The 24,522-nt window shown below is 35.0% G+C and carries 27 protein-coding genes; 9 read left to right on the forward strand and 18 right to left on the reverse strand.

From position 1 onward, the window contains the following. Positions 1-9: 9 nt before the first annotated feature. From MMF97_RS02190 to gmd, 17 genes are read right to left on the reverse strand one after another with little or no spacing between them, the layout of a single operon-like run. Positions 10-762, reverse strand: coding sequence for an SDR family oxidoreductase (locus MMF97_RS02190; RefSeq protein WP_243358448.1), 753 nt, complete (start codon positions 760-762; stop codon positions 10-12). A gap of 31 nt (positions 763-793) precedes the next feature. After that, a complete protein-coding gene (locus tag MMF97_RS02195; protein ID WP_243358450.1) occupies positions 794-2,092 on the reverse strand; it encodes a glutamate-1-semialdehyde 2,1-aminomutase in 1,299 nt (432 codons plus the stop codon). A gap of 1 nt (position 2,093) precedes the next feature. Further along, positions 2,094-2,846, reverse strand: a complete 753-nt coding sequence (locus MMF97_RS02200) for a cytidylyltransferase domain-containing protein (protein WP_243358451.1) — start codon at positions 2,844-2,846, stop codon at positions 2,094-2,096. Then, complete coding sequence (locus MMF97_RS02205; RefSeq protein ID WP_243358453.1) at positions 2,846-3,865, reverse strand: Gfo/Idh/MocA family protein; 1,020 nt, start codon at positions 3,863-3,865, stop codon at positions 2,846-2,848. The genes MMF97_RS02200 and MMF97_RS02205 overlap by 1 nt, the downstream gene beginning before the upstream one ends. Continuing rightward, positions 3,865-4,917: a nucleotidyltransferase family protein gene (locus tag MMF97_RS02210; RefSeq protein WP_243358455.1), complete on the reverse strand. Its 1,053-nt coding sequence runs from the start codon at positions 4,915-4,917 to the stop codon at positions 3,865-3,867. The genes MMF97_RS02205 and MMF97_RS02210 overlap by 1 nt, the downstream gene beginning before the upstream one ends. Continuing rightward, positions 4,914-6,065: a UDP-N-acetylglucosamine 2-epimerase gene (gene neuC / locus MMF97_RS02215; RefSeq protein WP_243358457.1), complete on the reverse strand. Its 1,152-nt coding sequence runs from the start codon at positions 6,063-6,065 to the stop codon at positions 4,914-4,916. The genes MMF97_RS02210 and neuC overlap by 4 nt, the downstream gene beginning before the upstream one ends. Further along, positions 6,062-7,078, reverse strand: coding sequence for an N-acetylneuraminate synthase (gene neuB, locus MMF97_RS02220; RefSeq protein WP_243358460.1), 1,017 nt, complete (start codon positions 7,076-7,078; stop codon positions 6,062-6,064). The genes neuC and neuB overlap by 4 nt, the downstream gene beginning before the upstream one ends. Positions 7,079-7,098: 20 nt before the next feature. Continuing rightward, positions 7,099-7,707 (reverse strand): acetyltransferase, encoded by a 609-nt coding sequence (locus tag MMF97_RS02225; protein ID WP_243358462.1) that lies wholly within the window; start codon positions 7,705-7,707, stop codon positions 7,099-7,101. A 1-nt stretch (position 7,708) separates the two neighbouring features. After that, positions 7,709-8,863, reverse strand: a complete 1,155-nt coding sequence (locus MMF97_RS02230) for a LegC family aminotransferase (protein WP_243358464.1) — start codon at positions 8,861-8,863, stop codon at positions 7,709-7,711. Between the two features lie 7 nt (positions 8,864-8,870). Further along, the gene (locus MMF97_RS02235; protein WP_243358467.1) at positions 8,871-10,058 is read right to left on the reverse strand and encodes a UDP-N-acetylglucosamine 4,6-dehydratase; all 1,188 of its coding nucleotides are present in this window, start codon (positions 10,056-10,058) and stop codon (positions 8,871-8,873) included. After that, positions 10,059-11,171 carry a Wzz/FepE/Etk N-terminal domain-containing protein gene (locus MMF97_RS02240; protein WP_243358468.1) on the reverse strand — a complete coding sequence of 371 codons (1,113 nt, stop codon included), beginning with the start codon at positions 11,169-11,171 and terminating at the stop codon, positions 10,059-10,061. Between the two features lie 19 nt (positions 11,172-11,190). Next, positions 11,191-12,258 carry a Gfo/Idh/MocA family protein gene (locus tag MMF97_RS02245; protein WP_243358471.1) on the reverse strand — a complete coding sequence of 356 codons (1,068 nt, stop codon included), beginning with the start codon at positions 12,256-12,258 and terminating at the stop codon, positions 11,191-11,193. Continuing rightward, on the reverse strand, positions 12,258-12,830 hold the full coding sequence (locus MMF97_RS02250; RefSeq protein ID WP_243358473.1) for an acyltransferase: 573 nt from the start codon (positions 12,828-12,830) through the stop codon (positions 12,258-12,260). Before MMF97_RS02250 ends, MMF97_RS02245 begins: the two co-directional genes overlap by 1 nt. Before the next feature lie 3 nt (positions 12,831-12,833). Continuing rightward, positions 12,834-13,964, reverse strand: a complete 1,131-nt coding sequence (locus MMF97_RS02255) for a DegT/DnrJ/EryC1/StrS family aminotransferase (RefSeq protein WP_243358480.1) — start codon at positions 13,962-13,964, stop codon at positions 12,834-12,836. After that, positions 13,951-15,240 (reverse strand): nucleotide sugar dehydrogenase, encoded by a 1,290-nt coding sequence (locus tag MMF97_RS02260; RefSeq protein ID WP_243358508.1) that lies wholly within the window; start codon positions 15,238-15,240, stop codon positions 13,951-13,953. The genes MMF97_RS02255 and MMF97_RS02260 overlap by 14 nt, the downstream gene beginning before the upstream one ends. Position 15,241: 1 nt before the next feature. Beyond that, on the reverse strand, positions 15,242-17,740 hold the full coding sequence (locus MMF97_RS02265; protein ID WP_243358510.1) for an SLBB domain-containing protein: 2,499 nt from the start codon (positions 17,738-17,740) through the stop codon (positions 15,242-15,244). A 20-nt stretch (positions 17,741-17,760) separates the two neighbouring features. After that, on the reverse strand, positions 17,761-18,897 hold the full coding sequence (gene gmd / locus MMF97_RS02270) for a GDP-mannose 4,6-dehydratase (protein ID WP_243358513.1): 1,137 nt from the start codon (positions 18,895-18,897) through the stop codon (positions 17,761-17,763). Between the two features lie 394 nt (positions 18,898-19,291). On the opposite strand from gmd, the gene MMF97_RS02275 reads away from it, so the two are divergent. The 6 genes from MMF97_RS02275 to trmD all read left to right on the forward strand — a co-directional run bounded on the left by MMF97_RS02275 (position 19,292) and on the right by trmD (position 22,570). Then, positions 19,292-19,837: a 30S ribosomal protein S16 gene (locus tag MMF97_RS02275; protein WP_243358515.1), complete on the forward strand. Its 546-nt coding sequence runs from the start codon at positions 19,292-19,294 to the stop codon at positions 19,835-19,837. A 69-nt stretch (positions 19,838-19,906) separates the two neighbouring features. Then, positions 19,907-20,431 carry a ribosome maturation factor RimM gene (gene rimM, locus MMF97_RS02280; RefSeq protein WP_243358531.1) on the forward strand — a complete coding sequence of 175 codons (525 nt, stop codon included), beginning with the start codon at positions 19,907-19,909 and terminating at the stop codon, positions 20,429-20,431. Between the two features lie 36 nt (positions 20,432-20,467). After that, entirely contained in the window at positions 20,468-21,133 is a 666-nt protein-coding gene (locus tag MMF97_RS02285; protein WP_243358533.1) for a hypothetical protein, read from the forward strand. 81 nt (positions 21,134-21,214) lie between these two features. Continuing rightward, positions 21,215-21,664 (forward strand): hypothetical protein, encoded by a 450-nt coding sequence (locus MMF97_RS02290; RefSeq protein WP_243358535.1) that lies wholly within the window; start codon positions 21,215-21,217, stop codon positions 21,662-21,664. A 1-nt stretch (position 21,665) separates the two neighbouring features. Then, complete coding sequence (locus MMF97_RS02295) at positions 21,666-21,866, forward strand: helix-turn-helix transcriptional regulator (protein WP_243358536.1); 201 nt, start codon at positions 21,666-21,668, stop codon at positions 21,864-21,866. A 29-nt stretch (positions 21,867-21,895) separates the two neighbouring features. Further along, positions 21,896-22,570 carry a tRNA (guanosine(37)-N1)-methyltransferase TrmD gene (trmD, locus tag MMF97_RS02300; RefSeq protein WP_243358539.1) on the forward strand — a complete coding sequence of 225 codons (675 nt, stop codon included), beginning with the start codon at positions 21,896-21,898 and terminating at the stop codon, positions 22,568-22,570. A 14-nt stretch (positions 22,571-22,584) separates the two neighbouring features. Here trmD and MMF97_RS02305 read toward each other — a convergent pair whose 3' ends face one another. Continuing rightward, entirely contained in the window at positions 22,585-22,935 is a 351-nt protein-coding gene (locus tag MMF97_RS02305; RefSeq protein WP_243358540.1) for a hypothetical protein, read from the reverse strand. 127 nt (positions 22,936-23,062) lie between these two features. Between MMF97_RS02305 and MMF97_RS02310 the strand changes: the two genes are divergently transcribed. The 3 genes from MMF97_RS02310 (at position 23,063) to rplS (ending at position 24,491) form a co-directional block, all read left to right on the forward strand. Then, a complete protein-coding gene (locus MMF97_RS02310; protein ID WP_243358542.1) occupies positions 23,063-23,338 on the forward strand; it encodes a hypothetical protein in 276 nt (91 codons plus the stop codon). Between the two features lie 14 nt (positions 23,339-23,352). Continuing rightward, positions 23,353-24,024, forward strand: a complete 672-nt coding sequence (locus MMF97_RS02315) for a sensor histidine kinase (protein ID WP_243358543.1) — start codon at positions 23,353-23,355, stop codon at positions 24,022-24,024. A 119-nt stretch (positions 24,025-24,143) separates the two neighbouring features. Further along, positions 24,144-24,491: a 50S ribosomal protein L19 gene (rplS, locus tag MMF97_RS02320; protein ID WP_243358553.1), complete on the forward strand. Its 348-nt coding sequence runs from the start codon at positions 24,144-24,146 to the stop codon at positions 24,489-24,491. Positions 24,492-24,522 lie beyond the last annotated feature (31 nt).

Genomic DNA, 24,522 nt, shown 5'->3' on the forward strand with positions numbered 1-24,522 from the left:
AATAATTATTTAAATACTCGTCCATCCTCCATCTACCATCAAATTATGCCCCGTTATAAATGAAGCATCATCTGACAACAGGAAACTAATTGCTGGAGCTATTTCTTCTGGTCTTCCCATTCTGCCTAAAGGCGATTTCTCACTATACCGTTTTATAAATGATGGATGCTGCTGTTTTTCATCAATAATACCTCCGGGCGAAACACAGTTTACTCTTACATTGTTCTTACCATAATATGAAGCTAAATACCTGGAAAAATTAATGATCCCTCCTTTAATGGCCGAATATGCTGCCGGAGAAGTTCCGCCGTATTCCTGATACAGCGAAAAATCATTACCTACAACTCCGTAAATAGATGCAATGTTTACAATAGCTCCCGAGTTTTGTTGTTTCATGATCTCTAATACCTGCTGACAGATATAAAACACAGCATTTAACTGCATATCCACATTTTTTTGCCATGAAGTATAAGGAATTTCCTCGAATTTAGTGCCCCAATCATTTGTTCTTGGATATGCCAGATTTACCAATCCGTCTATGCGATTATAAGTAGCCTTAGCATAGGTTATTAATTGGTCTATATCTTCTTTCTCAGAGATATTTCCTTCAAAAAAATCAAAGCTGTTATCTTTAAAATCTGTGCGGTGTATGTCTGTACCTATTACCTTAGCTCCTTTTTTGATTAGGTCTGCTGTAGCAAGCTGGCCTAATAACCCTGATGAACCGGTAATTATAATTACTTTGTTTTTTAAGGAACTCATCTACTTACTATAATAAAATTACTTTTAGGTATTAATTGTATTTTCTGAAAACAGGTTTAATTACTTTTGATTTCAGGTATTCGTTAATATCACCGTCAACCGCTTTTTTGATAACCTCTAATGAGTTTCTTACAGCGTTTAAAGTTAATTCTAACTCTTCTTGCTGATGTGCATAAGAAAGCGCTAAGTAAGGCATTAACACGCCATTGCTAACCATTTCCTGTGCATATAAAGTTCTTAAAGGCAACGATACATTACCATTATTATCTTTAACCACATAATTTGGTGAACAGGCATAACCCTCAACCATAAAATTATGTTCAAGGCCCAGATCTTTAGCTATATTATTCATTCCTGTCTTAAGCTGCTCTCCAAATTGCCAGAAATGATTAACCACATTATCTCTTTGTAATATTTCTACTGTTTTAATAAAGGCTCCTAATGCGCTCATTTCAGCACCATGGGTAGTAGAGGTCAGAAATAATCTTTCTGCTCCTTCTTCTAAAATACCACCTATCTTCATAATCTCGCGTTTACCACCCAAAGCCGCTACTGCAAACCCATTAGCCATCGCTTTTCCGAATGTGCAAAGATCTGGCTCGATGTTAAAATAAGTCTGTGCACCCCGAAGATCCCAACGAAAACCGGTAATCATTTCATCGATAATAAACACGGCGCCATTTTGATGGCATAACGACTTAACCTGATGCAGGAAATCATTCTGAGGTTCAACTGTTGTAGTAGCTTCTAACATTACCGCAGCAATTTCTCCAGGATATTTATCAAATAATTCGTGTAGAGAAGCAATATTATTATAATTAAATCTTAATGTATATTTTCCTCCTTCTTCAGGAATACCTCTATCCATTACTGTTGAACCAATAAACCAATCATCAAAAGAAAAGAATGGTTGTTCTGCCGGAATAGCGATATATTTTTTCCCGGTATAGGCTCTGGCCAGTTTAACAGCCGCAGTTGTAACTGTTGAACCGTGTTTAGCAAATTTAACCATCTCTACAGCCGGAATAAGATCTGTTATCAACTCTGCTGCACGAAGTTCAGTAATAGAAGCTCTTGTAAGGTTATTGCCTTTCATTATCTCCTGATAACATGCATCTGCTATTTCTTTATTTCCATAGCCTATATTTACTGAACGAAGTCCCATGCCATAATCCAGATATTTTTTACCATTCGGATCATACACATAAGCCCCTTCTCCACGCTCTAATATTGAAGGTGCGTTTGAGGGAAATTGATCATCACCTCTTGAGTAGGTATGCGCTCCTCCGGGTATAAGATCATGCAATTTTTTTGAATATTGTTCGTCCATATTATTGTTCCTCGTTTTTTTGCTTATTAAAGTTTGCCCAATACGTTTCGTTCAGGCCTTTATTTATATTTTGCCAGCTGTTTTTAATAATCTCACACACCAGCTCTGCATCGCTTATGTCAATTATCTTATTTCCTATGTGAGTAATCACTTCTTTAAAAAAAGTAGCATCATCTTCATAGTCAAGAGTCATTCTCAGGTCTGTTGCCTGTTCATAGCCAGTTATTTCTATGATTTCTGTATTTCCTTTTTCAAAAATTTTTCCCCAGCCTGTTTCTAGCTTTGAAAGCTCTTTACCTGTAAGGCATTTTTCCAGAAAATCTGCCCGATATCCCATAACATTCATGCCTAAGGGTAATCCTTTAGTCTGTGCAATTTCTCTGCCTTGTTGAAGCTTTTCTATTACTTTTACTGCGGCTTCTGTTGAGCATAAAATATCATCTCCGTCAATTGAAATAATATATTCTATGTTATTTGCTCTTGCACATTCAAGATGTCTGAGCGGTATATTTTCATCAGATCCATAAAATACCGAAACCTCATCTCCAGAAAAAACTTGTTCAAATGTTTTGTTTTCCGGGCTAACTGATGTCGTAATGAAGATCTTTAATACTCCGTTTTTAATTTCTTCTTTAAACTGATGAGCATACCTGTTGGTAAGCCATTTAATAAATGGTTGTCCGGCAGCTTCTATTAAGTGCTTTTGCGAAAGCCTGGTTGATCCTAATCTGGCTGTAACAAATAAACCTACCATTACAGTGTTTGAATTTGGTTTTCGTTATCTGATTTCTCTACAGCATATAATATCTTTAAAACGTCATGGTCTTTTTCCAAAGAATTTGGAAAAGATATCTTTTTGGCTGCCGCTTTAAAGAAAGCATCCATTTCGTCTATATACATCTGTTCAGTAATGTTTTTATTATACCCATCCTGAGCTGCCACAGTATCGTAATTGATGATCTCCCAATCGCCTTTTAGCGGATCAAAGATTTTAATACAGTTATCATCCCAGTTCCAATATAATTGTTTCTGATCTCCATTTATCACCATTCTTCTGGTAGCATATCTGGATACCACATCTACAGATAAATTAAAGATCATTGAATTATAATCCATTAGCAGATTGTAGGTATCATCAATATCTGAAGCGCCATCTATATCAATAGCTTTCTTAAAAAAGCCCACTACTCTGCTCGGAATACCTAATAGTAGCGTAATCCAGGTTAGTTCAAAGGGAACGATTTCTCTACCGCCACCTGTTTCTTTTTGGGAAACGTAATAATCGCTTACAGCTTCGTAGGTATGCCAGTCAGGCAAATACTGACCTGAATGGTAAAGAAAATTAGAAATCTTACCAAGCTCATTATTCTTTACGATCTCTGATATTTTCTTGATAGCCGGGTGAAAATGTAAGGTACATGAGGGTGCCAAAAGCACATCTTTTTTATTCGCTTCTGCTATCATCTGATCAAAATCGGTATCCACTACACTTGCTTCTATAAATGCTGGAATGCTCAATTCTATCGCTTTTTTCATGTAAATATGATGCACATCAGGTGGTACAGAAATTACAAAAGCATCAATTTTATTTTCACTTAATACTTTTTCGAAATTGTCTGTAGTGGCAATTCCATATTCTCCCGCTGCCTGATTTCTTCTACTCTCTTTTAAATCAAAGCCTATAATATTTTTTATGCCCAGAGCCTGAAGATTTCTTACCCTTCTCTTGCCCATAGAACCCAAACCTATTATCAAAACAAAATTTTCCATCATTAAAGTCTTAAGTGTTTTATATCTTCCTGTGCTTTTTTAAAGTCTTCGTGTTTACCAATATCTAACCAGTAGCCATTTATAGGATAAGTAACTAATTTTAAATTCATCTCCAATATTTTATCCATTAAGTCTGTAATGTCAAAGAATTTATTTTGCGGAATAAGCTTTAACAAATGTTTCTTAAGGATATAAATTCCTGCATTGGAGTAATATGTATATCTTGGTTTTTCTTTAAGGGATCTTACCTCGCTGCCCTCTCCAAGCTCAAGTACAGCATAAGGTACATCTACATGATAAGTTGTAGCTGCTACTGCCATGTCGGCTCCAGAATCGCGATATGTTTTAAAGAAATCCACAAAATCTATATTGGTCAACAGATCGCTGTTCATAACGATGATATCATCATTTTCTACATTATCTACCAATAAAATGGATCCTATTGTACCCAAAGGCATTTCTTCTTTCAGGTAATTGATCCGGACTCCTTTTCCGGTTCCGGTTCCAAAGTATTCTTCTATTTGCTCTCCTAAATAGTTAATACTGATATTTATTTTTTCTATACCTACATTAATAAGTCGATCTATGTTATACTCTATAATAGGCTTTTCGCCTACTTTTAACAAAGGTTTAGGCGTGTCTTCGGTTAAAGGTCTTAAACGCTTACCCTCACCACCAGCCATAATCACAGCATCTGCAAGAATAATCGACTTCCTTGTTCTGAAACTTAAAATATCTACTATAATCTTTTCCTGATTTACAATAGGAATTACCTTGAGCATATTTTTTCTGAAATTCTCTATTTCAGACAAGGGATAGTTTCCTTCTTCTATATAAACCGGATGTGCTTGTACAAAATCTAATAAACGATTAGAAAAATCCAGACCTTTAATAAAACCTCTTCTCAGATCTCCATCAGTTAATGACCCCAACAGCTTTTTATTGGTATCTGTAACAAATAAAATCGAATCGGGAGCAATTTCATCTAACTTGATTAATGCTTCTCTCACAGATTGGGTCTGATCAATGGTATGTCTTGCTACTATTTCTTTCATACTTTATCATAAAAGGTTTTAGCTCCTGGCTTATGGTTCAATTTTTCTTTTAACAGGTTGTAAATTCTTTCTGCGGTATTTCCATTACCATAAGGATTGATTATAGTACTTTCCCCTTTTTTATGTTGCTTAACCTGGTCAAATGCATGGATAATAGCTGAAGAACTAACCGTGCAATTGATTACACTTGATGCCTGTATTCTTCCTCTTTGCCTTTCGCCAATGTTGATGGTTAATATACCCAGTGAAGGAGCTTCTATAATTCCACTAGAGCTATTACCAACAATAGCATCACAACATTTTAACAACGAAAGAAATTTAAATGATCCTAAGGAAGTAAATGCAACTGCATGATCGGGATTGTTTTTTACGTATTCATCTATCATCTGGTTGATAATTCTCCCGTCTGAGTCTGCATTGGCTTTGGTAAATACAAACAGGCTTTCCTGTTGTTGGTTTATTGCTGTTAAAAGCTCTTCAAATTGTTCTTTAGAGCTTTTTCCTGCCAGCGTTTCCGGATGAAATGTGATCTGGTAATTATGCTTTTTAAAAGTTATACCCAGTTCTTTTTCTAATTCCTGTCTGCTTAAGGTCTGCTGATTAACAATATTATCTAGGCCTATGGCACCAACATTAAATACCCTACCGGGTTCTTCACCCATTTGTATAACTCTGTTTCTATATTCTTCGGTTGAGGTAAAATGTAAATAACTTAATTTGGTAATGGCATGTCTTATAGCATCGTCATATGCTCCCTCTGTTATTTCCCCACCGTGTAGATGTATAATAGGGATTTTAAATATACTTGCCGCAGCTGCAACGGCTAACATTTCATACCTGTCTCCTAAAATAACAATAGCATCTGGTTTTAATTGCGTAAATGCATCTGCGTACCCTATCATTCCCAGGCCCATAGATTTCACTATGCCAGGGTCAGTGTCTGCCGATAGAAGCATTTCAACTTTACTGTCTATCGTAAAGCCATCATCTTCTATATGTTTATAAGTCAATCCAAATTCGGGAGAAAGATGCGCTCCTGTAGCCAAAATCTGAAGTGCATAGTCATTCCCTTCGCTGATCTTTCTCATCAAAGGTTTTAACAGACCGTATTCTGCCCTTGTTGCTGTTATTACACAAACTTTTCTCATTTCAGCTTTATTAGGTCATCTGCTAAAAAGTCAAATGCCGCTTCTTTACCTATAATTTGATCCCACTGCATAGGAGATATACCTTCTCCCGGTCTTTTAACGGTCAGATTTTCTTCGGTAAAAATCTCTCCTTTTTTAATATCTTTTTTAGCCACGATGCTTTTGCGGGCTATTCCTATATTTTTTAATTCTGATTTACTGGGCTCTTTAAGTCCTGAGCCTGAAACAGCTGCTTCTATATTTCTTATGGCTTTAACCATAGCAGCTAATTCATGCGGTTCTAATGACGCCGCATGATCTGGGCCTTCCATTGATTTATCAAGGGTAAAATGTTTCTCAACAATAGTTGCACCCAAAGCTACTGATGCAATAGGTACCTCTATACCTAATGTATGGTCTGAGTAACCTATCCGTGTACCAAAAGTACTCCCGATGCTTAGCATGGCTTTAAGGTTTACATCATCCATTGGGGTTGGATATTCTGTATTGCAATGCAAAATGGTTATTCTATCTTTAGTTATACCATTTTCAGTAAACACCTGCAACGCTGCTTGTATTTCATCCATGGTAGCCATGCCTGTAGATAAAATAACTTCTTTAAATAATTTAGCAGCTTTGCGTAAATAAGGTAAATTGGTGATCTCTCCTGAAGGTATTTTTACCAATTCAAGACCAAGGTCTTTTAAATACTGAAGTGAGCCTAAGTCAAAAGCTGTTGAGAAAAATTTGATCTGCTTGCTTTGACAATACTTTATCAATTCTTCGTGATCTTTGGTTGAGAGTTCCAGTTTTTTCAGCATCTGCAATTGTGTATCACTTGCATTTCCTGTATTCTGTACCTGATATTCGGCTTTTTTTGCATCTTTTGACACCAAAGCCTCTGCTTTAAATGTTTGGAATTTCACATAATCAACTCCAGCATTAACAGCCGCATCTACCAGCTTTAACGCATTTTCAAATGAACCGTTATGATTTACACCTGCTTCAGCAATTATCACCGTATGTTTCTTCATCCTTAATTTATTTAGCCGTATTACCCTGTATAAATCCCTTTACTGTTAATATTCTTTATCACAGTTATACCTGCGCCTACAATTACTTCATCTGTAACTATAATCTGATTTGCCAACGTTGCATTACTCCCCATAAAAACATCATCTCCTATTTTACAATTGCCATTTAATACAGCTGCTGTTGAAATATGACAATGATTACCCACTACGGTATCATGCTCTATCAATGCCTTAGTGTTTATAATGCAATTATAACCAACAGTTACTGCTGAGTTTATCATGGCATCATGCATAACAATGGTTCCTTTTCCTATACTTGCATGTTTTGAAACATAGGCCCTTGGTGAAATCACCGTGGCTAAGTTTAATTCGTTTGCAACAAGGTTATGGTAGATGTTTCTTCTTACTGCACTGCTTTTGATCTGACCTACGGTAATTAAAAAAGAGCATTTTTTGAATTTTAATATATCTTCATCGGTTCCTATAATATCGTAAGACAGTATTTTATTTCCTGTCAGTTCTTTTTTATCTAAAATCCCGATAATATTAAACTCTTCTGTATATTCAATTACATCTATGCACGATTTACAATGCCCTCCCCCACCTATTAAAATCAAATCTTTTTTCATCTTACAAAGGTCGGTAGCTACTTGGAATATTAACTATCCTTTCTGCAAGCCAAATACTGTTTTCTAATCCGTCATGCTGGCATTCCTGAAACATGGTAAGCTTATTCATTAATTGCCAGATTGGTCTTGTCATTACTCCATTGGCATTTGTATAGGTCAAAAATTCTTCTCTCTCTTCGCTATTATCCAAAAGGATTGCATTTAACCAGTAGTTAGATTTTGTATTTTCTATTTCTGTAACCAGTTGTATATTGTGCATTGCACAAAACTGACGGTATGCTTCTGTAAGTTCTCTTTTATTTGCAATAAATGTATTGAGCTGCTCTAATTGTGCGCAGGCTAAAGCAGCATTTAAATTAGGCATACGATAGTTGTATCCAATAGCATCATGCACAAATTCCCATTTATGGGGAACTTTCGCCTGCGTGCTTAAATGTTTTGCTCTTTTAGCCAGCTCTTCATCGTTGGTTACCAAAGCTCCACCACCTCCGCAGGTTACCGTTTTATTTCCATTAAAACTAAATGTACCTATTTTACCTAATGTACCTGTGTGTTTACCTTTATAATAGCTGCCTAAGGATTCTGCAGCATCTTCAATTAGAAATATATTCCATTCATTACAAATGGCAATCAACTCATCCATCCTGCATGGTAAACCAAAAGTATGCATAGGTACACATGCGGCAATTCTCTTCCCTGTCTTTTTGTTATAAGTAAAGCCGTCTGCCTTTTTTTCGGCATTTTGTACGAGAAATTGTTGCAAGGCTATTGGTGACATCCCCATAGTATCTCTATCCACATCCACAAAGACCGGTTTAGCACCAATATAGCTGATTGCGTTAGCGGTAGCTATAAAGGTTAGGCTTTGGGAAAGAACCTCATCTCCAGGTTCGACACCAGCAAGTACTAAGGCTAAATGTAGAGCATTTGTTCCGTTTACAATTGCAATTGCATATTTTGCACCCGTAATATTGCACATCATTTCTTCAAAACGATTAACGTATGCACCTACCGATGAAACAAAAGTTGAGTCTATGGCATCTGCAACGTATTTTTTTTCGTTTCCTAAAAACGAGGGAGCATGTAAGGGTATAAAATCCTGGTTAGGAAATTTTTCTTTAATAAATGAGGTTAACTCCTGATATTTAGTCTCCATAAATCATCTACATTTTTGCATCCAGATACTTGCCTGTTTCTTTGTGACCAAAATCAGGAATCATTTCATGAAATAAATCTACTATTTCTTCTTTATTCCATTTTCTAGCTCTTTTCATACCGTCTATTCTGTTTTCAAAATACTGCAGTTTGTTTTGATCAAAAATGGCTTCATTTTTAATTACACCCAGATTATAGAATCTGTCTAAATCTAGAACTTCGTTATCTGTAAAGAACTCTTCAAAATCCTTTTCGCCAGTTGTATCGCTTTCTGTAAATAAGCACGGCCATTTACCCTGCTCTGGCATAGTATGAATTTTCTCTCTGGCCTCTTCTTCATCATGGCATAGATAAGGTTCATAGCCCAGTTGTTTAAGATATTTTACAGCAATCTCTGCAAAGGTAATCAGGTGTAATTCTTCGCTTAGTTTTGGGAAAAAGATATCTCTGTTTTCACCAAAAATACATGACATTAAACACAGCTCTCCTGATTCTTTAGGTATTACAAAATAACGCTTAATATCATTTGGTGCAACAATAGGCTGGCGTTTTTGAATTCGCTGATTGAACCCATGCAACAATGATCCGTCAGAAAAAGCAACATTGGCAAAGCGGGCAGTTGAAATGTTTATTTCTAACGATTTACGCATCAGAAACATTTCCATAATGCGTTTGGAGGCCCCCATCATATTTACCGGATTTGCTGCTTTATCGGTTGAAACACAGAAATATTTTTTAGTACCTTTCGCTATAGACTGATTAATAGTTTTTTCTGTATTAAAAACATTTACATCAATCATACGCATTAAAGTATAGGGGTCTTTTTCTGATCTTACATGTTTCAAAGCCGACAAGTTAAGTACATAATCATATTCCCCGTCAGCTTCTATAAATGCATCGTATTCTATAGACCCGATATCTAATGCAAAGGTTTGAAAATCGCCACTGATATAGCCAAATGAGCTTCTTATATCTCTAACCAGTTCAACCATGTTATTTTCTGAGATATCAACCACATGCAATTTTCGCGGATTTCTTTTAAAAATCTCTTTAACTGTTGCCTGGCCAATTGAGCCCGCTCCACCTAAAACCAAAAAGCGGGAAGCATGCACAATAGACGCAAGTTCCTCCTCATTTTTTCTAATATCTTCTACAAATAACTCCGCAGAGCGCCCAATAAGACTTAATATGTTCATTTAGCTATTAATAATAAGATTGTATAGTCTTTTGGTTATAATTACCAGAACTGATAGGAACCCAAAAATAATGCCACCAAGAGCAATTCCTTTAACTTTTCCTAATTTTTCCTCATGTAATGGATAAACTGGTTTATCTACTACTTGTATAAGAGGTGTTTCCCGCATTAAGGCCATTTTTGACATCTCCAAGTTTTTAACCATCTCTCCTAAAATAGCCTTGTTAGTTTCTGCTGAAAATTGTGCTTTTTGTACAGGGGCTGCTCGTTGTACCTGCCTAGTTGGATTTAGATTAGGCGTAGCATCTGCCACTACTGCCGCAGAATAAATGGCACCATTCATTACCTTTCTAACCGAATCGGTTTTACGTTGTAATATTGCAATATTTTCTAAAGATTTCTTGGTTTTAGTCTGTATATAAAAGTCGTTAACGTTTTTTACCAGTTCTTCATTAAACTGCTTAGCAAATTCTTCATCTTCAGAACTTACATCTACTTTAATAATCGCTAATTTTTTATCTGGTTTTCCTACACTTAAATACTTTTGGTTAATATCTTCAACCACTTCTCCCATTATACTATCCAGAAGTCGTTTATTCTTTGGATCTTTTTCTTTAAAACCACTTTCAGAAAGACTATCTACAACGTATTTTAAATTCTTTAATTCAGGTTTTTTCCATTTATTCCTCAACTTGTTTATTTCAATATATCTCTCTATTAACGGTTCTTGAGATGTAATATTTACCGGACTTAATAAAGTCTTTTGTATCATGCTACGTGACTTATACAATTCTAAAATATTATCACCCTGAAAAATACCACCGCCACCGCCACCTAAGTCTATTCCCACCATAGAAGCCAGTCCTGCATAAGCAGATAAGCCTCCTGCTTTATCTCCACTTTCTAAAACAAATGTAGTAGATGCAGTATATACAGGCTTTTTAATAAACGTATAAGCTAAACCTAAAGTCCCACCTATTAAGCCCGTTACAAGAATTGTCCATTTTTTGCTCCATAAATAATGCCACCATCCTTGAATTTTTATTATGAGTTCTTTTACGGAAATCTCCTCGTCCTGACTATAACTACTACTTTTTTCTGCTTCGTTATTCATATTCAATTATAGTGATATTTTAATTATATAAAGTAAAACCATCATTTGTTACTCCTATTTTTTCTTTTTGAATGCGTCCTGTATATATACGCTCTATAGTATCCACAACTCTTATTCCGTCTTCTAAATTGACATGAGGTGTTTCAATACCATTCAAAACATTAATTACATTGCTAATCAAAAATTGATGATTGGCCGCAGATCCCTGATACGCACCATAATTGTTTGGAGGAACAGCGCTATCAAAAGAAGGAACTTCCAGTTCCTCCACATTACAGTAGCTAATTTCATTCATATATTGCCCTCCAATCTTAATCACTCCCTTTGCTCCTATAATGGTCATACTGCTCTCAAAATTAGCACCAAAAATAGATGTTGAATAATTTAAAATCCCAACGCCCTGTTTCTTAAAGTCAAATGAAATTATACCACTATCTTCAAACTGGGTAAGATACTCATGATTAAAATTCAAAAATTTAGAGCTAATGTTGATAATATCTCCAAACATCCATAATAATACATCAATGAAATGTGAAAACTGGGTATATAATGGTCCACCATCTAAATTTATTGATCCATGCCAGCTTCCCGGTATATAATATCTTTCATCTCTGTTCCAGAAACAGTTAAGTTGTACCATAAATATTTCTCCCAAGGCTTGTTTTTCCAGTATTTCTTTTACCCATTTTATAGCGGAAGAATATCTGTTCTGTACTACAGGGAATGCATATCTACGGTGCTTTATTGATGCCTTCTGCACATTAAGGGCTTCTTGTTTAGTTAAGGCGATTGGTTTTTCTATAATAACATGCTTATGGCTTTCCAAGCATTCTATTGCCTGATTTGCATGCAATCCATTTGGTGTACAAATATTAACTACATCTGTGTAAATACCAGCATTTAGAAATTCTGATAAATTGGTAAATAAAGGAACTTTTAATTCTAATGCATTTTCCTGGTGAAAAGGATCAATATCTATTACGGCTACCAGTTCTGCATTAGGGTCTTGTACAATAAGATCTGTATGACGTTTTCCTATATGTCCATACCCCAATATGGCAAACTTAATTTTTTTATACCTCTTCATTAATCCTGTTTCATGATCTGATTATTTTCAAACCTGTATCTTTCACCCGTTTCTGTACAAATAGCATAGTTATTCTGATCCAGTTCCAGCTTAATTCCCGCTTCACTAACCCAACCTGCCTGCATAGCCGGATTACCCACCATTAAAGCATAAGGCTTAACATCTTTGGTAATTACGGCTCCTGCACCGATCATAGCATACGCTCCAATCAGATTACCACATACAATTGTAGCATTTGCTCCTATAGTAGCTCCTTTGGCTACTTTGGTTAATTTAAATTCGTGCTTTCGATTAATAAAACTTCTGGGATTTTTAACATTGGTAAAAACAGCCGAAGGTCCGATAAACACATCATCTTCCAAAATAACACCATCATATATTGATACATTATTTTGTATCTTAACATTATTACCTATTGCTACTCCCGCAGCAATCATTACATTTTGCCCTATATTACAGTTTTCTCCTATTTTAGCACCGCTCATAATGTGAGAAAAGTGCCAGATTTTTGTATAGCTCCCCACTTTACTACCCTCATCAACTATAGCTGTTTCATGTACAAAAACATCCATCTGTTATTGATTAAAAAAATTCCTAATCTGGCTTATAATATATTGTAGTTGTTCCTCCCTCAAATCAGGGAAAACCGGAAGAGCCAGTATTCGATTACATAAATCTTCTGCAACCGGAAAATCATTTACTTTATGCTCATACCGGGCAAAAGCTTCTTGTATATGCAGTGGTTTTGGATAATAAATCATCACGCCAATTCCACTATTTTTTAGATCATTTTGTAGTTCTTCTCTTACTTCTTTACTTCTTAGTAAAATGCAATATTGGTTAAAAGTATGAAAGGAATTTTGTTGTTGAACTGGCAGGCATATTTCTGAAATGTCTTTTAAACCATCTTGGTACTTCTCTGCTATAGCTCTGCGCTTATTAAGGTTATCTTCCAAATATAGAAGCTGTACACTTAATATAGCCGCCTGTAGCGTATCCAATCTTGAATTACAACCGGCTATTTTATGCTCATATTTATTTGTCTGACCATGATTGGCTATCATTTTAGCTTTATTTGCTATCACTTCATTATTAGTAATGATAGCGCCACCATCTCCGAAGCAGGCAAGGTTTTTAGTAGGGAAAAAAGAAATACATCCTATATCTCCATAGGTACCTACTTTTCTCTGATTAAGTTCGGTTCCTACTGCCTGAGCTATATCTTCAATAACAGCAATATTATATTTATGTGCCAGATCAACAATATGATCTATTTTAGCTGCTGCTCCAAAAAGATGTGTAATTATAATAGCCTTAGTTTTAGAGTTTATTCTTTTTTCTATTTCTTTTACTTCTATATTAAAATCCTTATTAGAAACATCAATGAAAGCAGGAGTTAGTCCTAAAATCTCTACAGCTTCTGCTGCTGCCACATAGTTAAATACAGGTACAATAACCTCGTCTCCCCTTTGTAAATCCAAAGCCAGTAAAGAAATGGTTAATGCATCTGTGCCATTAGCACAGGGGACAACGTGTTTTACATTTAAATATGTTGAAAGCTTTTCTGAAAATTCATATACTTCCGGACCGTTAATATATTTACCATGGTCTAATACGCTTTGAATAGCCAAATCTATTTGCGATCTCTGCTTAGGATTATAAATTGCCGTATCAAAAAAAGGGATTTCCTGTCTATAATCTGGCATCTATTATATTTCTATCCAAAAAGGCTTTAGTATCAAAAATTACGGTGTTTATCCCTGATTTTAAGGCATTATAATCTAGGTTCAGAAATTCATGATGGCTTACTGCCAGAATTATAATATCATACTTGTGTTCTAGATTGATAGAGAGTTCAATTCCATACTCCTTTTTTACCTCAAGAGCGTTAGCATGGGGATCATAAACATCTACTTCGATTCCAAATTGTTCTAATTCGCTATAAATATCGATCACTCTTGAGTTTCTGATATCTGGGCAGTCTTCTTTAAATGTTACACCTAAAATAAGAGCTCTGGATTTTTTGATGGTCTGACCTTTATTGATCATTAGTTTAACCACCTTATTGGCTATGAACATTCCCATATTATCATTCACTTTCCTTCCCGATAAAATTACTTCGGGATGATAGCCCAAAGCCTGAGCTTTATGAGTAAGATAATAAGGGTCTACACCAATACAATGCCCCCCAACCAATCCGGGTTTAAATTTTAAAAAATTCCATTTGGTTGCTGCAGCTTCTATTACATCATTGGTATCAATCTCCATTCTGTCAAAAATCAGAGACAGCTCATTGATAAATGATATATTTACATCTCTTTGAGCATTTTCTATAGCCTTACTCGCTTCCGCCACTTTAATGGACGGAGCTTTATGAGTTCCTGCTGTAATAATGCTACAATAAAGGCCATCTACATATTCGGCAATTTCTGTTGTTGAACCAGAAGTTACTTTCTTGATATTTACCAATGTGTTTACTTTATCTCCTGGATTTATTCTTTCAGGTGAATATCCACAGAAAAAATCTGTGTTAAAAGTTAATCCAGAGCTTTTCTCTAAAACAGGCACACAGTCTTCCTCGGTACAGCCTGGATAAACTGTAGATTCGTAAATGACGATATCCCCTCTTTTTAAAACTCTTCCTATCATTTCTGAAGCCGAAAGCAAAGGTTTTAAATCAGGAGCTTTAAACTGATTAATAGGTGTGGGGACAGTAACAATAAAAATATTGCATTCTTTGATTTGAGAGAGTTCATCTGTAAATTTCAATCCGTTTCTATTATTAGAAAGAGACAGTAAAAATTGCAATCTCTCAAGGTTTGCCTCTTTTGTAAAATCTATTCCGGCATTAAGATTTGCTACTCTGTTCTGATCAATATCAAAACCGGTTACCGGGTATTTTTCAGCTAGTTCTATAGCCAAAGGCAAACCTACATAACCTAAGCCAATTACAGCAATTTTTGAATCGGCAAGTGTTTTCATGTTATTTTAACAAGCTTACAATGATAGCTGCAAGTGAAGCTATTCCTGTTCCTATTCCAATCCAGGCTTGTGCTGTTATTTTTTCTCGTTCAGGTTTGATAGGAACCAATATCTCTGCTCCGGGTTTTACCTTAGGATAATTATTAAAGAATAAGAATTTTTTAGTTGATTCTGCTGCTCCATTAGCATACTTGATATAGGCACCACTTTTTTTAGCATTTCCTGTAAAGCCACCTGCTCCGCTAATATATTCTCTAAAGCTTTTACCAGGTGTATATACAATGCTGTTAGGGTTAAGTACCTCTCCTGTAACTTTTACAATCTGTAACTGTTTTGGAACACGAATAATATCTCCTTCTTCCAATATCAGATCGATTCGGGATCTAGGGTTTTGTAATATTTTTTCAAGGTTAATGCCAACTAAATCAGACTGGATTAATTTCTCATCCACTTTCTTCTCTTTACCATCTTTTATTCCACTATCCTGAATGCGTTCTAAGTTTAAAATTTTCTTTTGTTCTTCCTCACTATCATCTATAGCGTTTTTATCTTTGGGGTTTACTTTAGCTGCGCCCGGTCTTTTTAATGAAGCACCATCAACATAAGCCAAAGAGGTTACACCTCCTGCATTTTTAATTAAATCAGAAATGCGATACTCTTTTGAGGTAATTGTATAAGTTCCCGGATAAGTTACCTCACCTTCAATTCTCACTTGCTTTTGAGCAGAATAAATTTCTGATGCTCTTACTGAAATAATATCAAAAGGCATGATTTTAAATTCTTTGTCCAGAACTTTTAAGTCTTCACTTACATTAACAATAAAAACATCTGCAATCTTAGATTTATCTGTTATAGTACTATCACCTTTAACCCTTCTTGAAACTTCTATGTGTTTCGGCGTGGCGCCTTCAGTTAACCCGCCTGCCATCTGAATAACATCTACTACACTTAGGTTATCTGCATATGGAAAAGTACCCGGCGCACGAACTTCGCCCTGAATGCTTACAGTACGTTCTTCTCTTAAATCAAATAAAGAATTGATTGTAATTTTATCCTCTCTTTGTAAGGTAATATCCTGCTGGGTACCGGACATAATTTTAGCTACGTCAAAAGATATAAGGCTTTGCGTATTGTCAGGATTTAACCGATTGATGTATCCTCTGTTTAAAAATGCATCTTCTGTTAATCCGTTTGCTTTTTCTATTAAACCTTTTAAAGTTAAATTTCCTTCTAAAGCATAAAATCCCGGGCGGAAAACGGCTCCAACTATCTCAACACGATTAGCAAAACGATCTAATATTGCCTCTATCAGATATTTATCGCCATTTTTAGGCTTGTAACCTGAAAAATCGGAAGATTTAATATCTATTATTTTTCTTTCTCTGTCTGTATTTTGAAAGGCTTTTATACTGGCGGTATAAGCTTTAGTAGTAAAACCGCCTGCAAAAGAAAGTACATCAGCAAATGTCTCGTTATTTTTAACCTCAAAAATAGCTTCTCTTTTTACCTCGCCTTCAATCTCTACACGTTTCTCATAAAAAGGTATATTAATTACATCCTGATCTTGCAACCGAATATTATTTGCAAAAATGCCATCCAGTAAAACACTATAAGTATCAATAGTTGTAATTACTTTATTTCCTCTGATCACTTGTATATTTCGAAAAGACCCTTTATCAGACGGACCTCCTGATGCGTATAAGGCATTATAAACAGACGATAAAGAAGAAATCGTATAAGTTCCTGGCTTTACAGACTGGCCGGTAATCATTACCTTGATACTTCTTATATTACCCAAATTAATGGCAACACTTGTTCTTCCCGATTTTAAAGCCGGATAAGTACGGGCCATTGCTGATTTGATTTTAGCTGTTGCCTGTTCAATGGTTAATCCACCCACAGCTATACGGCCAACATATTCTAAATTAATATAACCTTCTGTGCCAACTTGTAACTCATATGATCGCTCATTATCTCCGGTTAAGTCTATTAATAACTTATCATCAGGGCCTATTACATAATTTTTAGGTGTGGCTATCCTCAAATTAGGCTCAAATGTTAAGTTTTTATTCTTAAATAATTCTGAGCCAAATATTTTTAATCCAATATCACGGGTTTGATCTGATAAGTCATTCTTCTTAGACTGACTTTTTTCATTTTCATTTAAAACGTCATTGTTCAGATCTGTACCTTCTATCTGTCTTGTAACAGAAGATTTAGGCTGAGTTTGTGGCCTTTCTGAAGATGCACCTTGCTTCTTTATTTTTTCAACTCTTTGCTTAAACTTTTCTATCTCTTCATCTTTTAAGCCCCTTGCTTTTGCTAATTGTGAAATCTGTTCAGGCGAAGTATAACCTATTGATTCAGCCTGTTTCACAATCTGCATAATTTGTGCATCTGTTAAATCATCAACTTTATAGTTTGAATAGTTGTTTTGCGCAAAAGCAAATGCAGTTGTAATTAACAAAAGAATAAATACAACCAGAGTTTTTCTAATCATGTTATAGATAAGTTTAAGAGTTATTCAAAATAATTAAGTGTTTGATAACCTCCTTGTTTTAAAAATTCATCTTTCTTCATTAGCTTCAGATCAGATGTTATCATATCCTTAACCAACGCCGGAAGATCATATTTAGGCTGCCATCCTAGCTGGTTTTTTGACTTAGACGGATCTCCTAATAATAAATCAACTTCCGTCGGTCTGAAATATTTAGGGTCAACTTTTACTACAGTTTGTCCTAAATGCAAAACATTTAAATTCAGTCCTAGAGTTTTAGCTTTTTCTGCATCTACATCAATAATCACGCCTTTTTCATTCTCATCCTTCCCAGAGAATTCAATTGTAATACCTAATTCTGCAAAGCTCATTCTAACAAAGTCTCTTACAGTAGTGGTAATACCCGTTGCAATAACATAATCTTCAGGCTTTTCCTGTTGAAGAATTAACCACATGGCTTCTATATAATCTTTAGCATGTCCCCAGTCTCTTTGAGCTGAAAGGTTTCCAAGGTACAGGCACTTCTGTAAGCCTAAAGCAATTTTAGAAGCTGCTCGCGTTATTTTTCTCGTAACAAACGTTTCTCCTCTTAATGGACTTTCATGATTGAAAAGAATACCATTACAAGCAAACATACCGTATGCTTCGCGATAGTTTACGGTAATCCAATATCCGTATATTTTAGCTACGGCATATGGTGAACGTGGATAAAAAGGTGTGCTTTCACTTTGAGGTACAGCCTGAACCAGTCCATAAAGCTCAGAAGTAGAAGCCTGGTATACTTTGGTTTTTTTTGTAAGGCCTAAAGTCCTGATCGCTTCCAGAATACGCAAAGTACCTATACCATCGGCATTTGCCGTATATTCAGGCATTTCAAAACTCACTCTGACATGGCTCATTGCCGCCAGGTTATAAATTTCATCAGGTTGGGTTTCCTGAATTATTCTGATCAAATTGGTAGAATCTGTTAAATCTCCATAATGAAGCTTAAACTTAACATTATCTTCATGTTGATCTTGGTAAAGATGATCTATTCTGTCTGTATTGAATAAAGATGATCTTCTTTTAATACCATGCACAAAATACCCTTTCTTTAACAGAAATTCTGTTAAATAGGCACCATCCTGGCCGGTCACTCCCGTAATTAGTGCAACTTTCATTTTATTTTAGCAAATTTTAATGCTGCTCCAACCCTCTTGTAATAATAATGTTGCAAGCAGTAATTTTGCGCTAAAATACACTTTTTCTTTAAGATTGAAACACTCTGGCTCTTGAATATATTCCAAAAACATCGCCTGATTTTCACTCAATTCAGCTTGTAATCCTCTTTAAGATCTAGCGGGTTTATCAGTCAGCTACCCAAAGCTTTTATACTAATTCTTTCTCTTAAATCCCCTTGCTCTACGCCATAATTTAACAGAAGTATTTTACCAATAGCATGCATTTTCAGAACAAAGCTTTTGCAGTTTGCTAATTATTAACATTTTACTTAATTTTGCATCCCCGCAACATGGAGTTCCGGGAACTATGTTGAATACATAAATTTAATAAAGAATGGCAACTAAAATCAGATTGCAAAGATTTGGTAAAAAAGGGAAACCTTTTTACCACGTAGTGGTAGCAGACTCACGTGCTCCAAGAGATGGTAAGTTTATTGAGCGTTTAGGTTCTTATAACCCTAACACCAATCCTGCAACCATCGAAATCAACTTCGAAAAAGCTGTAACATGGGTACTTAACGGTGCTGAACCTACAGATACAGCTCGTGCTATTTTATCTTACAAAGGTGTTCTTTACAAAAAACACTTAGAAGGTGGCGTTAGAAAAGGTGCTTTAACTCCTGAACAAGCAGAAGAAAAATTTGCTAAATGGTTAGAAGAAAAAGGCAACAAAATCTCTGGTAAGGTAGATGGTTTAGCCGCTAAAAAAGCTGAGAACAAAAAATCAGCCTTAGCAGCCGAAGCAAAGAAAAAAGAAGAGAAAGCAGCAGCTATTGCAGCTAAAAACGCTCCAGTGGCTGAAGAAACAGCTGAAACTGAAGAGCCTCAAACTGAGGAGCCAGCAGCTGAAGAAACTCAAGCAGAAAATAACGCTGAATAATCAGATTATTGATATGCATCAAATAGCGTTTCGAAATTCGGAACGCTATTTTTTTATAAATAAATTAGTATGACACTGAACGAGGCTTTTTATATAGGATATATAACCAAAACAAAAGGATTAAAGGGGGAGGCTCAGATCTTTTTTGAGTTTGAAAATTATGACGAGTTAGATCTTGAGGTATTGTTTCTCGAGATAAATTCAAAGCTGGTCCCTTTTTTTGTTGACCAGCATAAACTCTACCCAAACAACACCGGCTTGTTCCTTTTCGAAGGTATTGATAACATAGATAAGGTTAAGGATTTAGTCAAAAAGAGAGTTTATTTACCTTTAAATAAAATGCCTGCCCGCGATGAAGATGAATTTTACTATACAGACCTGGTAAACTACATGGCGGTAGATGAAAGTTTAGGTGAGCTGGGTGAAATCATTGCCGTCAATGAATATCCTCAACAATTTGTAGCTACAGTTGTTTATCAGGAGAAAGAAGTTCTATTTCCGTTAAATGAAGATTTCATTGTAGAAATAGATGAGCAGGAAAAAATATTACATCTAGACTTACCCGAAGGTTTGCTGGATATATATTTGCAATAGTCTTCTAAAGAGATCAATTAATCATGCTAAGGACCTATGAAACGTTATTTAGTAATTTTCGGCATATTTATTTTGTTTGCATCATGCAATAACAATTCATCTAAGAACGAAGAAAAACTAGATACCATTAGTTTAGCTAACAGCGCTAAAGATAAAGATAAACAACAGGAGAATACCATATCTGTATCAGGAAATATACAACAAGATTCTGTCTTTAAAATTTCCACTCAAATTTTATCTTATTTAAAGCAGCAGAACTATGAAGCATTTTCATTAAGCTTTCATCCTCAGAAAGGGGTTCTTTTTTCTCCTTATGGATTTATAGATATAAAAAAAAGTAAACGATTATTGGCAAAAGATTTTTTAGAATCCATTTTAAAAAACTGGACCTTAACCTGGGGTGTTTATGATGGATCTGGAGAAATCATGCAGTTAAAGGTTATCCCCTACCTTAATAAGTTCGTTTATAATGTTGCTTTTGAGAAAGCACCTCAAAAAGCCTTTAATAAGATCATTAAACAAGGCAATACCAAAAGTAATTTAAAAGAATTATTTCCTGAAGCAGTTTTTGTGGAGTATCATTTCGATGGGTTTGACAAGGCTTTAAATGGTATGGACTGGCAAAGTTTAAGGCTCGTATTTGAAAAGTTTCAAGACCAGTATTATCTCGTTGCTATAGTACACGATCAATGGACAGCATAATATAAAGAAAATTAGACTTTTTGTAAATTATACTTGACATTAATGTCAAATAATCTTTATATTTAATAAAATTTATTTGACATGAAAAATCGCATTTTACTTCCAAGCAAATACAAGATATTAGGCTGGATTCTATTTCTTGCCTCTGCTGTATTGGGCTATTTCTGTTTAGCATTTGATTTTAAGATCAACGGACTACAGATATACCTCCCACCCGAAAATGAAGACAGACCACTAAATTTTGCAGATTATAATCTTACCAACGAGTTAGCTTTTTTAGGTATTACAATTGGCTTATTAATGGTTGTTTTTGCTAAAGAAAAAATTGAAGATGAATACATCTCGCATTTGCGTCTTAAAAGTTTACAATGGGCTGTACTTATAAGTTATGCTATTATCTTAATTTTAAATTTTTCCAGTTACGGATTGAGTTTCTCGATGTTTATGATTTACAATACCTGGACTATCTTGATATTATTCATCATCATATTTAACTGGAACTTATATCGCTCCAGAAAGGAGGCTGCTTAACATGAAAAACAACATTAAAGTACAGCGGGCCATCAAGAATATCACTCAAGCTGAACTAGCCGAAATGATACAGGTTTCAAGGCAAACTATAAACACAATCGAATCTGGAAAATATGTACCATCAACCGTATTAGCTCTAAAAATAGCAAAGGTTTTTAATGTTAAGGTAGAAGATATTTTTGAACTTGAGGAGAACGAATAAACCAATCTCGAAATGTTTATCTTTGCAGGATGCGTTTTGATATTATATCTGTTTTGCCTGACCTATTAAGCAGTCCGTTTGCCCACTCTATTTTACAAAGAGCACAAAGCAAAGGTATTGCACAAATTCATATTCATAACCTTAGAGATTACGCCAACAATAAACATAAAAGTGTTGATGATTATCCTTACGGTGGCGGCAGCGGAATGGTGATGAGCATAGAACCTTTCGCTGCCTGTATAGAAAAACTTCAGGCAGAAAGATCTTATGACGAGGTTATTTTTATGACGCCCGATGGAGAAACGCTTAACCAGACCATAGCCAATAATTTATCTACTAAAGAAAATATTATCATTTTATGTGGTCACTATAAAGGTATTGATCAACGTATTCGTGATATCTTTGTAACAAAAGAAATCTCTATCGGGGATTATGTTTTATCTGGTGGAGAATTGCCTGCAGCAGTACTGGTAGATGCAGTGACCCGATTAATACCAGGTGTTCTTAATGATGAGACCTCAGCTTTATCAGACAGTTTTCAAGGTGATTTACTGGATGCTCCTGTTTTCACCCGACCTGCCGAATGGCGAGGCCATAAAGTACCTGATGTCCTTTTAAGCGGCCATGAAGCCAAAATAAATGAATGGAGGCATGATGAAGCTTTAAAACGCACACAAACCAGGCGACCAGATCTGCTTAAATAATCTGTCTTTTGCTTCTATTTGCTTAACAGTGCTATAATCCTATCCTTATCTTTTAATTGAGACTTTAAGGTTTCTACCATTTCCTGGCAGCTTTTAAATTCTGTTTTGTAGATAGAATTATATTCTTCAAGAGGTTCATTAATTGTTGTTTTGATTAAAATATCATATTCGGCAGGCTCGGTAAAAAAACGCGAAACCGGCACATTTAATATTTTAGCCATCTTCTGTAAATCAAGATATTTAATAGAACATCTTATTAAGCTTAGCCTTAACCCGTCAAAAGTTTTTCCCATCTCTGCGGCCAGCCAGCTCAAAGAACGGTTCTGCTCTGCAAGAATGCCATCTACCACCGATTTTAAAAACATAATATAATTATCTGTTAAAACAATAATCTTTGTATAAAATTTTTAGTATATTTACCGTAAAATATTTGGTAATTCAACACAAAATTTTGTTAAAAATACACAAATTTTTTAATAACGCTACTTTTTTATGAAAGGTTATAAATACAAAATCAATGAATGTCTTCATGATTTGCCTATGAAAGACTATAAAAGGGCTATGAAAATCATTCCCAAAGTGTTAAATATTTCAGAGAATACATTTCATAATTATCGCAACATACAAATTGGAGAAAACAAAGACATTCCCTATGAAAAGGTTAGAAAGCTGGAAATAATTTTTGGCCTTAAAGAAAGAAAGTTGGAGAACTACCGCATTGAGAGCAAAACAATTATCCAGTTATTAAAGGAAGCTCCTTTTGATTAACTAATTAATGTAATATGTATAAAGAAACTTTCTTTTTACTATTTGCTCATGAAGTAAAGGATATCTTATCTGGCTTGGGTAATTATTTATATCTGCTAAATAACCAGGGGCTAAATAGCAAAGAAAATTTACTGATGCTACAACAACTGGAAAACGAATTCAAAGATCATGAAACTTATATCCATGAACTACTCTTTTGGGCGAAGCAGAAACGTGCAGATTTCAATCATAGTGAAAAAGACATTAACTTAAAGCAGCTGACTGAGTGTATAATTCAGAATCATGATATAATAAATATGTCCTTTCATAAAAACATCAGATTTCAGAACCATATTTCTGATCTGGTTTTAAAATTAGATCAAACTTTATATACCATTGTATTAAAAAACGTTATCAGGAATGCCTTAAAATTTTCGGAAGCGAACAGTTCCATCCACCTGAAAGCTACCTTAATTAATAATGAAGTAATTTCTTATGTATGTGATAGCGGAACAGGGATTAACCTGAACAAGCCTACAGATATAGCAATCCCTTTCAGCACTTCTTCATCTCAACACAGAACCGGTTCAGGATTGGCACTTTCTTTATGCAAAGAGCTTTTAAAAACAGAAGGAGGAGAAATATGGGCTGTAAATAATCAAGACAAAGGTATTACCGTATTTTTCAGCCTGCCTATATATCAGTAAAATAGCTTTCACCCGCATGAAATAAAAAAATAAAATCACTGTTTTTTTTTTCAAAAATATTCACTAATATTGCAGTCCGATTTTAAACAATACAAAAATCGGCTTAATAGCTTAAAATCATGGATTTAGTAAAATTTGTAGAAGAGCAGGTAATCGCTAAAAATGAATTTCCTTCTTTTAAATCAGGAGATACAGTAAGTGTTCACTATAAAATTCGCGAAGGTAACAAAGAACGTGTTCAGGTTTACCAAGGTGTAGTTATACAGTTAAACAGCACAGGTGCAAATAAAACTTTTACTGTTCGTAAAATCAGTAACGGTGTAGGCGTTGAGCGTATTTTCCCTGTAAACTCTCCAAATATCGAGAAAGTAGAAGTTAACAGCAGAGGTAAAGTTCGTAGAGCTAAATTATTCTATCTACGCGACTTAACTGGTAAAGCTGCTCGTATCAAATCTATAAGAAAATAATTTTTTCTTTTTGAGAAAGAAACACCTTCAC

Origin of the sequence: Pedobacter montanisoli, from assembly GCF_022809115.1 — a bacterium.
Taxonomy (GTDB): domain Bacteria; phylum Bacteroidota; class Bacteroidia; order Sphingobacteriales; family Sphingobacteriaceae; genus Pedobacter; species Pedobacter montanisoli.